This window comes from Paenibacillus zanthoxyli JH29, assembly GCF_000520715.1.
GTDB classification, from domain to species: Bacteria; Bacillota; Bacilli; order Paenibacillales; family Paenibacillaceae; genus Paenibacillus_AQ; species Paenibacillus_AQ zanthoxyli.
Window position 1 is genome coordinate 1 of sequence record NZ_ASSD01000644.1, and the last position, 9,590, is coordinate 9,590.

The following is a 9,590-nucleotide window of genomic DNA, read 5'->3' on the forward strand; positions in this document are numbered from 1 at the left end:
CCTATTTAGGAAATTCCGTCTCTAGAAGAGACGAGATGGATTCCACATGAAAATTTGGCTGGATGGGTCTAACCCATCAGGCCGGCGGCGCCTGTGGTTATCGGCTTAATGCATTGAAGATATTGGCTTCGCCTGAGCCGAACAGGGGGTCTTGCCCCGGCTTCCCTAGATCGTTGGCCGTCTGCTTAATGAGCGCTTGTACCTGGGCCGGCGTATATCCCGGATGCGCGGCCTTGATGACGCCCGCAATGCCCGCAACCTTCGGAGCCGCCATCGAAGTGCCGTGCAGCAGCGCATAGTCCGTCAGGTTCGAGGTGAAGTAAGGAGCCAGATAGGTCGGCCATGTGCTAAGCGTGCGGAAATGGAAATCCCGCTCGCCGAGATTTTGGCTGGCGTCATAGACTGGACCGTTGTCCCCGCCGGGAGCCGCGACGTCGATCGCACTGCCGTAGTTGGAATAGAACGCGATCTTGTCCGAAGACCATTGATTCGACGAAGAGACGTTGATGACGCCAGGAAGCGTACCCGGCACTTCTTTTACGGCGCTTTTGAAGGTCAGGCCGAGGAAGCCGTACGTTTGGTTCATAAAGTCGACCACAGCATGCGAGTCGTTCAGATTCAGCGAATCGTTGCCGGCGGCCGCTACGACCGTAACGTTTCGGCCTACGGCATACTGCAGCGCACGCTTCCAGAGGAGGAAATCCGCCACACGCTTTGGGGTAAATAACTTGTCCCTATTTGTCGATGGCAAAGGAATTATTTTCCTCCATTTACCAATGGGTGAAGGCATTTGAAAATGGGTGCGTAAACTGTACAGCAGGCGAAAATACCCGTTCATCTAAAGGCCGAAACGTTAACTCTGGCCGCACCTATGCTCAATAAAGGAATTTCTTCGACCGAGGCCGGAGCTGCCGGAGGAAACATCCGAACGGGGCGCTGGCAGCGGTCTTTACTCCGGCAGGCGGTACACCGCAAACGGCTCGCTGTGGATGAAAGGACGGCTTACCGCTTCGAGCTTCTCCTGCGTCTCGGCGCTCAGAGCAAGGGACACGCCCTTCAGGCTCTCTAGAAGCTGCTCCGCCCGGGTAGCGCCGACAATGACGGTGGACACAGCCGGACGGCTCATAAGCCAGGCAAGGGACAGAGCGGCAGGCGATGCCCCTAGCTCCGCCGAGAGTGCGGCTGTCTCCTGCCCGAGCGCGATCCGTTCGCCGGTTAGGAACCGGGCGAAGTTCGGATCGGTATCGGCTCTGGAGCCTGCGGGAGCCTTATCTCCCGCGCTGTATTTGCCGGTCAGGATGCCCCCGGCAAGCGGAAAGTACGGGATGATGCCGACGCCCTGATCCAGGCAGAGCGGGACGAGCTCCCGCTCCGGTGTACGGTCGGCAAGCGAGTAGCTGCACTGGAGCGAAACGTAGCGCTCATAGCCCATCCGTTCGCTGATGCCAAGCGCCTTCATCAGCTCCCATGCGGCATAATTGGAGGCGCCGATATAGCGTACTTTGCCGGAGGACACCATGTCATCCAGCGTCCGCAGCGTCTCTTCGAGCGGAGTATGCGGATCGAAGGTATGAATCTGGTACAGATCGACATAGTCCGTCTTGAGGCGGCGGAGACTGTCCTCCAGTTCCCGCATCAGATGGAATCTGGATGAACCGCTGCCGCCGGGGCCGGGACTTCTCACCAGCCCGGCTTTTGTCGCCAGTACGGCTTCATGCCTCCTGCCCGCCAGCGCCTCGCCGATAATTCGCTCCGATTCCGTTCCGGCATAAATATTGGCGGTATCGATGAAGTTGATCCCGTTATCCAGCGCGGTGTGCAGCACCGCCGTGGAAGCGGACTGATCCGCCCGCTTGCCGAAGGCATTCGTGCCGAGCCCCAGCTTCGATACCTGTAGTCCGCTTCCCCCGAGACGTTCATATTTCATGTTTCCACTCTCCTCAACTATTAATATGGCCGCGCTATGCAGCGCCGCGTAGACCGCGGGCTGGGCCATGTTCATTTCCTGTCCGGCCTAGGTGAAGCTACCGCTTACCGCAATTTTGACAAAGAGCTCAATTCGCCCCTTATTCATAACAAATTCGGTATGCTCCTTATGATAAATATTCATTTTATTTATGCTAGAAAATATTGTATCATCAGAAAAGACTGAATGACAAGGAGGGGCCCTATGCCTCGGCAAAAATCTGCGTTTTTTTAATTAACTTTTCTCGTTCTGGTATGGGGCATTAACTGGCCTTTATCCAAAATAGCATTGATCTACGCGCCGCCGCTTCTATTCTCGGGCATCCGTACCGTAATCGGGGGTGTGCTGCTGATCCTGATCGCGCTGCCCAAAGCGCGGCTGCTCCAGTTCAAAAAGCTGTGGCCGGTATATTTGAGCTCCGCCCTGTTAAGCATAGCGCTGTATTACGGCGTACAAACGATTGGACTGCAGTACGTGCCGGCGGGACTGTTCTCGGCGATCGTATTTCTTCAGCCAGTGCTGCTTGGGATTTTCTCCTGGATATGGCTAGGGGAAGAGATGCATGGGCAAAAAATGGCGGGGCTCGCGCTCGGTTTTCTGGGCGTAGCCTGCTTGAGCGCGGGCGGCCTGACCGGAAGCATTTCGCTTCTTGGTATCCTTCTCGCGCTGGCCACCGCCCTGTGCTGGGCACTTGGGACGGTGTATATGAAGCGAAATGCGGTGCGGGTCGATATGCTGTGGATGACGGCCATGCAGATCACACTCGGGGGGCTGATTCTGCTGGCCGCCGGCAGCGCAGCCGAGCCGTGGAAAGCCATCAGATGGAACACCGGTTTTGTCGCCGTCACGCTGTTTATATCCATATTTGTGATTGCGCTCGGCTGGCTCGTGTATTTCAAGCTGATTAATGAAGGGGAGGCCGGAAAGGTTGCTTCTTATACTTTTCTGGTCCCGCTAGTCTCCATCGGCGCAAGCGTCCTCTTCCTAAATGAGAAGATAACGATTAATCTGGTGATAGGCCTGATTCTGGTCGTAATCAGCATTATACTGGTCAATGTCCGGTTCCGGCGCAGCCCGGCGTCTGTAGTGGCAGAAATCAGAGCTTTGGAGGAGGGGAACTATGATTTTTAAAATGAACGAACAGACGGCTCATGACAATTACAAGCTGCTGATCGGCAGCGTGGTGCCAAGACCCATCGCTTTCGTTACCTCGATTAATGCTGCCGGGATTGTCAACGCGGCTCCATTCAGCTATTTTAACATTGTGAACAATGATCCGCCGATGATCATGTTCTCTTGCGGACGGCATGAGGACGGTACGCTGAAGGATACGGCGCGCAATATTCTGGCGAATCAGGAATTCGTCGTGCATGTCACGGACGAGGATAACATTGAGGCGATCAATCACACGTCCATCAGTGCACCGGCTCATATCAGCGAGCTTACGCTTGCGGGACTGACGGCCGTTCCCGGTAGCACGGTGGCGGTGCCGCGGGTGCAGGAAAGTCCGGTTGCGATGGAATGCCGCCTTGCGCAGTATGTGGAGCTGGGAAAGTTTGATGCCATTATCGGCGAGGTGCTAAGCTTCTATGTACGGGATGATCTCATCCACAACGGCCGGATTGACATCGGCAAGCTGAAGCCGGTCAGCCGCTTGGCCGGATCGTCATACAGCGCGATTGGACGGATATTCGATTTGGATCGGCCGGTTTACGGAGATCAATAACGGCGCAGCTTATACCTCCTCATATAGAAAAAGGGACGCTCCCAAGCTTAAAGCTTGTGGGAGAGTCCCTTTTTTGCAAAGCGCACGGCGCGTTCCAGACGGGCGCGGGCCCGCTGCGGAGCAGCCGACATGACGGCGTGATCCGCGCGTTCCACTTCATCCAGCAGCCGGTTCAGATGCGAGAAGACGGCGCCTAGATCGCGGATGGCGGTCAGCGGACAGTTCCCTTGGAGCTCGGAGAAGCTGGCGAGCTGAAGCTCGCGGGCGCGGCGCAGGGCTTCCGGAAGCGAGCTGCCGCATTCCGTATCCGACAGGGTCTTAGCCCCGAAAATAGCAATGCAGTCGGCTGTAGCGCTCAGCGTCTTCTGCATCCAGTCGGCGGCGGCGTAATGAGGCGGCAGCAGCCGGATTTCAGCTGCGATTTCTTTCACATAGCCATGCATGGTTTGTAAATGGGAGATCGATTTCTTCATGACGGTTAAATCATTAATGCAGGGAACATGGGATAGGGTAAAGAGCAGCTCGCTTTGTTTCTGCGCGCTGTCCTTGAGCAGCTGTCCGGACCGCTTCAAAGCTTCGGCCTGGCTGTTCTCATCCCGTCCCGGCGCGAGTCCGTTCAGCCCGTCGGCGAGCAGCAAGGTTCCTGCGAAGGCCGTACTCTTAACTTTGATGAAGCCCTTGGGCGGTACGATAATCATATTGAAAAGCAGAGCGAAGGCAACGCCAATCAGTGTCTCCGTAGCTCTAAACATTACATAGTGATCCTGTATGAAGGTCAGCGCCAGCACCGAAGTGACGCCCACCTGCGTAATGGCCTGGAAGTTGATTCGGCAAGCAGTCGCCACGCCAAGGCCAATCAGCAGAATCAGCAGGATCGACAGCGGCCCAACATTGAAGAAGTGGCCGATCATTAAGCTGACGGTTCCGCCGAGAATAATACCGAGCAGCCGGTAGATGCCCTTTTCCAGCGAAGCTTTGACGCTGCCCTGGGTAATCAGAATCGCCGCCAGCGGTGCAAAATAGGAGAACTCGCCGCCGTACATAGCGTGAACAACCATCCAGGAAATCGAAGCTGCCAGCGTAACCCGTATCATATATAGCGAAAAACCAAATTTTTCAAGGCGCTCTTGCAGCCCCTCGTTCATGTGTTCGTCATCTCTTTTCGAAAAATTTTAAAAAAAATATAATGTTTTCAGTTACTTTCATTATAACACCCTTGAGTTGAGGGTTCAGCGGACAGTTATTACAACATTACGAACAACGTGAACGCTGCATAGTAAAATAAAGAATGCCGGGAAGCGAAAAACCGGGTATGATAGGCTTATTGGACTATGGTCGAATTTTGCAGCAAAGCAGGGAATACTCCATTTATATGCAGGGAGGTCTTAAATCATAGCTATTCAGGAACCAACCATTATTTCTTTCGAGAATGTCACGAAACGATACGACGATGAAGAGCCAGTGCTCAAAGGGGTCAGCTTTGATATTGAACGGGGCAAATTCTACACGCTGCTCGGGCCCTCCGGCTGCGGCAAGACAACTATTCTGCGCCTGATCGCCGGCTTTGCCGAACCGACAGACGGTTCCATTTATATGAACGGCAAGGTTATCAACCGCATTCCTGCCAATGAGCGCCAGGTCAACACGGTGTTTCAGGATTACGCCCTGTTTCCGCATCTGGACGTGTTCGAGAATGTGGCGTTTGGGCTGCGGATCAAAAAGCTGAAGAAGCAGGCAATTGAGCACAAGGTGCAGGAAGCGCTGCGCTTCGTCAATCTGGCCGGATATGAGCGGCGCGCCGTGAGCGAAATGTCGGGCGGACAGCGTCAGCGTGTGGCGATTGCCCGCGCCATCGTCAACGAGCCGCAGGTGCTGCTATTGGACGAGCCGCTGTCCGCGCTCGATTTGAAGCTGCGCACGGAGATGCAGTACATTTTGCGTGAAATGCAGCAGCGGCTGGGCATCACGTTCATCTTCGTCACTCATGACCAGGAAGAGGCGCTGGCGATGTCGGACTGGATCTTTGTCATGAACAAGGGAAGAATTGAACAGAGCGGCACACCTAACGACATCTACGACGAGCCGATCAACCGGTTTGTGGCCGATTTTATCGGAGAATCGAATATCGTGCCCGGCGTGATGATTGAGGACTATCTCGTGGAGCTTAATGGACGCCGATTTGAATGCGTGGATGCGGGCCTGCGGCCGAATGAGCCGATCGAGATCGTCATCCGCCCCGAAGATCTGGAGATCGTTCCTCTGGAGCAGGGCAAACTGCGGGTGCGGGTGGACAGCCAGCTGTTCCGGGGCGTGCATTATGAGATCAGCTGCTACGATGAATCCGGGCAGGAATGGCTCGTTCACTCGACGCGCAAAGCCGAAGTCGGGAGCGAGATCGGTCTGTATTTTGACCCCGAGGCCATTCATGTCATGAGATTCGGTGAAACGGAGGAAGAGTTCGACAGACGTCTGGAAGCTTACGGCGAGGTGGAGCAGCATGACAAGTAAAGCGAAACAAGTCTACCTTATCCCATATTATTTATGGATCGCCCTGTTCGTGATTGCGCCGGTGCTGCTCATCCTTTATTACTCGCTCTTTGATCTGAACGGGGAGCTGACGCTGTCCAATTACGCTGATTTTTTCACCCCGGTTTATTTAAAAATGACGCTCAGCTCGTTCTGGTACGCGTTTCTGATTACAGTGTTCTCGCTGCTGGTCGCTTATCCGGCCGCCTGGCTGCTGACACGAACGAAGCACAAGCAGCTTTGGCTGCTGCTCATTATTTTGCCGACTTGGATTAATCTGCTGCTGAAGACATATGCTTTTATCGGCATTTTCGGCACGTTCGGTCCGGTTAACAGCATTTTGGATGTGCTCGGCATCGGGGAGAAGCAGATTTTGTTTACGGGCTTCAGCTTTGTGTTTGTGTCGGTCTATATTTTTATTCCGTTCATGATTCTGCCCATCTTCAGCGCGCTGGAGGATCTGAATCCGACGCTGCTGTCTGCGGCGCGCGATCTGGGCGCTTCCGGATGGACGACGTTCCGGCGGGTCGTGTTCCCGCTCACGGTCTCGGGCGTGCGCTCGGGCTGCATGGCGGTCTTCATTCCGGCGCTGTCCCTGTTTATGATCACCCGTCTGATCGCGGGCAACCGGGTCATTACGCTGGGCACGGCCATTGAGCAGCATTTTCTGGTCACGCAGGACTGGGGAATGGGCTCGACCGTCGCCGTGTTCCTGATCGTCGTTATGGCTCTCGTGATGGTCCTTGCGGGTGGCCGGAAAGGAGCGCGGCATGGAAAATAGAAACCGGTGGTCCAATCTGTATCTGGCGCTTGTCTTTATCGTGCTGTATGCGCCGATTTTCTATCTGATGTATTATTCGTTCAACAGCGGCGGCACGATGCATGAATTTGAAGGCTTTACGCTTGATCATTACCGCGAAGTGGTGCAGGATACGCGGCTGATCATCATCGTAATCAATACGCTTGTGATCGCGCTGCTGTCCTCCGCCATCGCGACGATTATCGCGGTGATCGGCGCGCTTGCGATTCAGCATGTCCGCAGCCGCAGGGCCAAGAATACGCTGTTGTCGCTGAACAATGTGCTGATCGTCAGCCCTGATGTCATTATCGGCGCTTCGTTCCTCATTTTGTTCACGATTGCGGGCGTACAGCTTGGATTCTCTTCCGTACTGCTCTCGCATATCGCTTTCAGTGTGCCCATTGCGGTGCTAATGATTCTGCCGCATCTGGAGGAGATGAGCCCGACGCTTACCGACGCCGCCCGCGATCTCGGCGCAACCCGCAGGGATGTGCTGACGAAGGTCATTCTGCCGGTCATCCGGCCGGGCATTTTTAGCGGATTTTTCATGGCGCTCACCTATTCGCTGGACGATTTCGCGGTAACGTTCTTCGTAACGGGCAACGGTTATTCGACCCTCTCCGTGGAAATCTATTCGCGGGCACGGCAGGGCGTGTCGCTGTCGATTAACGCGCTGTCCACGTTGATCTTTCTGTTCACTGTGCTGCTGGTCGTTGGCTACTACTTCCTGACGGTCAAAAAAGCCAAGAAGCCCTCAGCGGAACTGACGGCCGAAGCGGGGGTGCCTAGATGAAGCAGCTTGTGAACGCTTTTGTGGCGGTAATGATCGCGGCCTTTGCCCTGATGTACCTTGGGTCCTGGATGAACAAAAGCGAAGGCTACTCCGGCGGCAATACGCTGACCATTTATAACTGGGGCGACTATATCGATCCCGAGCTGCTGACGCAGTTCCAGAAGGAAACGGGCATTACGGTCATTTACCAGACCTTTGATTCCAACGAGGCGATGCTGACGAAGATCGAGCAGGGAGGCACGAACTTCGACCTTGTGGTTCCTTCCGATTACGCGATCGCCAAAATGAAAGAGGAAAACCTGCTGCTCCCCCTCGACCACAGCAAGCTGCCGAATCTGTCCCATATCGACCCCAGGTTCATGAACCTGTCGTTTGACGAAGGCAACCGCTACTCGGTTCCGTACTTCTGGGGAACGGTCGGCATTGTCTATAATCCCGGGCTGACTCACGGATTAACCTTCAAGAGCTGGAATGACCTGTGGGACAGCCGGCTGAAAAATAATATCCTGCTGCTGGACGGAGCGCGGGAAGTGATGGGGATGTCGCTCAACAGCCTGCATTATTCCCTGAACGACACCAGCGAGGAGCATTTGCAGGAGGCGCTGAAGAAGCTGAACGCCCTGTCGCCCAATGTCAAAGCGATTGTCGGCGATGAAATCAAAATGCTGCTGGCGAATGAGGAGGCCGCCGTCGGCCTCGTCTGGTCAGGAGATGCCGCAGAGATTATGGACGAGAACGACAAGCTGAATTATGTCGTGCCGGAGGAAGGCTCGAACGTGTGGGCGGACAATCTCGTCATTCCGCGTTCGGCGGCCAATGTGGAGGGGGCGTATAAGTTCATTAATTTCATGCTTCGGCCGGAAGTGGCCGCCCAGAACACCGAGTATGTCGGCTACTCCACGCCGAACAAGGACGCGCTGGCGCTGCTGCCGGAGGATATTTCCGGGGATGAACGATTTTACCCGCCTAAAGCAATCACCGACAAGCTTGAGGTGTACGGCAATCTCGGCAAGCGCATGCTTGCGCACTATAATGAGCTGTTTCTGAAGTTTAAGATGAATAACGATTAGGCGATTGAGAACAAAAGCCTCCGGGACGCGGGTGACGCGTATTCCGGAGGCTTTTTTTAAACATGTGTCCCTCACTTGATCCCCAGTCTCACGTGGTAGCTGAACAGCGTCTCCAGCGTACGGCCGTAAAAATAGCGTTCCACCGTCTCCCGGTAATCGGCAATCTCTTCATCCAGCTCGCCTCCGCCGAGCCGCAGCACGGTTTGAAGACTGCCCTGGCTGAGTGTAAGGCCGACATACCGCTCCGCGCTGCAGTGCTCTATGTTGTGGAAGGCGATTTCGCGGGTGAAGGAGAATTCCTTGCTCGCTTTGATGCGGCTAAGATGGCCTTCCTTGCCCCATTTGACGGCCCTGTCCTCTGCCGGTACCCGGCGGCTGATGATGACATCGGCCTGTTCGATCAGTTCATTGTAGCGGGTTTCGATATTCGGCTCGAGCACCGGGGGCCAGTCACAGTCGTAGGCGGCGAAGATTCCGCCCGGTCTCAGCACCCGCGAGACCTCCTTCAGCGTGCTCACGGGCTCCATCCAGTGGAAGGATTGGGAGCAGGTGACAATATCGGCAGAGGCGGAAGACAGTTCCAGAGCATTGGAATAGCCGGAGACAAACGATATGCTTGCCGGACTGCCCAGCGCGTTCCATTTCTCCAGAGCCTTGCCGCGCATATCATCGCCGGGCTCAACACCGATGATGGTGTCGGCGGGCCGCCG

General features: G+C 55.2%; 10 protein-coding genes. 6 read left to right on the forward strand and 4 right to left on the reverse strand.

Annotated elements, in window-relative coordinates; all coding sequences use genetic code 11:
- Positions 1-97 precede the first annotated feature (97 nt).
- Together L691_RS0124550 and L691_RS0124555 are read right to left on the reverse strand one after the other, a co-directional pair.
- A complete protein-coding gene (locus L691_RS0124550; RefSeq protein ID WP_025692884.1) occupies positions 98-751 on the reverse strand; it encodes a S8 family serine peptidase in 654 nt (217 codons plus the stop codon).
- 198 nt (positions 752-949) lie between these two features.
- On the reverse strand, positions 950-1,927 hold the full coding sequence (locus L691_RS0124555; RefSeq protein WP_025692885.1) for an aldo/keto reductase: 978 nt from the start codon (positions 1,925-1,927) through the stop codon (positions 950-952).
- Positions 1,928-2,215: 288 nt separating this feature from the next.
- Here L691_RS0124555 and L691_RS30090 point away from each other — a divergent pair, with 288 nt between their 5' ends.
- Both L691_RS30090 and L691_RS0124570 read left to right on the forward strand, forming a co-directional pair.
- The gene (locus L691_RS30090; protein ID WP_232229274.1) at positions 2,216-3,097 is read left to right on the forward strand and encodes a DMT family transporter; all 882 of its coding nucleotides are present in this window, start codon (positions 2,216-2,218) and stop codon (positions 3,095-3,097) included.
- Complete coding sequence (locus L691_RS0124570) at positions 3,087-3,692, forward strand: flavin reductase family protein (protein ID WP_025692887.1); 606 nt, start codon at positions 3,087-3,089, stop codon at positions 3,690-3,692. The genes L691_RS30090 and L691_RS0124570 overlap by 11 nt, the downstream gene beginning before the upstream one ends.
- 47 nt (positions 3,693-3,739) lie before the next feature.
- Here the strand turns inward: L691_RS0124570 and L691_RS30875 are convergent, their stop codons facing one another.
- A complete protein-coding gene (locus L691_RS30875) occupies positions 3,740-4,837 on the reverse strand; it encodes an FUSC family protein (protein ID WP_025692888.1) in 1,098 nt (365 codons plus the stop codon).
- A 253-nt stretch (positions 4,838-5,090) separates the two neighbouring features.
- Here L691_RS30875 and L691_RS0124580 point away from each other — a divergent pair, with 253 nt between their 5' ends.
- Genes L691_RS0124580 through L691_RS0124595 form a run of 4 tightly spaced genes read left to right on the forward strand, consistent with a single transcriptional unit; the run spans position 5,091 to position 8,880 of the window.
- The gene (locus L691_RS0124580; RefSeq protein WP_025692889.1) at positions 5,091-6,200 is read left to right on the forward strand and encodes an ABC transporter ATP-binding protein; all 1,110 of its coding nucleotides are present in this window, start codon (positions 5,091-5,093) and stop codon (positions 6,198-6,200) included.
- Positions 6,190-6,999, forward strand: a complete 810-nt coding sequence (locus tag L691_RS0124585) for an ABC transporter permease (protein WP_025692890.1) — start codon at positions 6,190-6,192, stop codon at positions 6,997-6,999. Before L691_RS0124580 ends, L691_RS0124585 begins: the two co-directional genes overlap by 11 nt.
- On the forward strand, positions 6,989-7,810 hold the full coding sequence (locus tag L691_RS0124590; protein ID WP_025692891.1) for an ABC transporter permease: 822 nt from the start codon (positions 6,989-6,991) through the stop codon (positions 7,808-7,810). The genes L691_RS0124585 and L691_RS0124590 overlap by 11 nt, the downstream gene beginning before the upstream one ends.
- Complete coding sequence (locus L691_RS0124595; protein WP_025692892.1) at positions 7,807-8,880, forward strand: ABC transporter substrate-binding protein; 1,074 nt, start codon at positions 7,807-7,809, stop codon at positions 8,878-8,880. The genes L691_RS0124590 and L691_RS0124595 overlap by 4 nt, the downstream gene beginning before the upstream one ends.
- Positions 8,881-8,951: 71 nt before the next feature.
- Here L691_RS0124595 and L691_RS0124600 read toward each other — a convergent pair.
- On the reverse strand, positions 8,952-9,590 hold a 639-nt coding region (locus tag L691_RS0124600; protein ID WP_025692893.1), incomplete at its 5' end, for a class I SAM-dependent methyltransferase.

Excerpts from the sequence above, each read along its gene's own strand:
- L691_RS0124555 (WP_025692885.1), bottom strand. The coding sequence starts at position 1,927 with ATGAAATATGAACGTCTCGGGGGAAGCGGACTACAGGTATCGAAGCTG.
- L691_RS0124570 (WP_025692887.1), top strand. The coding sequence starts at position 3,087 with ATGATTTTTAAAATGAACGAACAGACGGCTCATGACAATTACAAGCTG.
- L691_RS30875 (WP_025692888.1), bottom strand. The coding sequence starts at position 4,837 with ATGAACGAGGGGCTGCAAGAGCGCCTTGAAAAATTTGGTTTTTCGCTA.
- L691_RS0124585 (WP_025692890.1), top strand. The coding sequence starts at position 6,190 with ATGACAAGTAAAGCGAAACAAGTCTACCTTATCCCATATTATTTATGG.
- L691_RS0124590 (WP_025692891.1), top strand. The coding sequence starts at position 6,989 with ATGGAAAATAGAAACCGGTGGTCCAATCTGTATCTGGCGCTTGTCTTT.
- L691_RS0124595 (WP_025692892.1), top strand. The coding sequence starts at position 7,807 with ATGAAGCAGCTTGTGAACGCTTTTGTGGCGGTAATGATCGCGGCCTTT.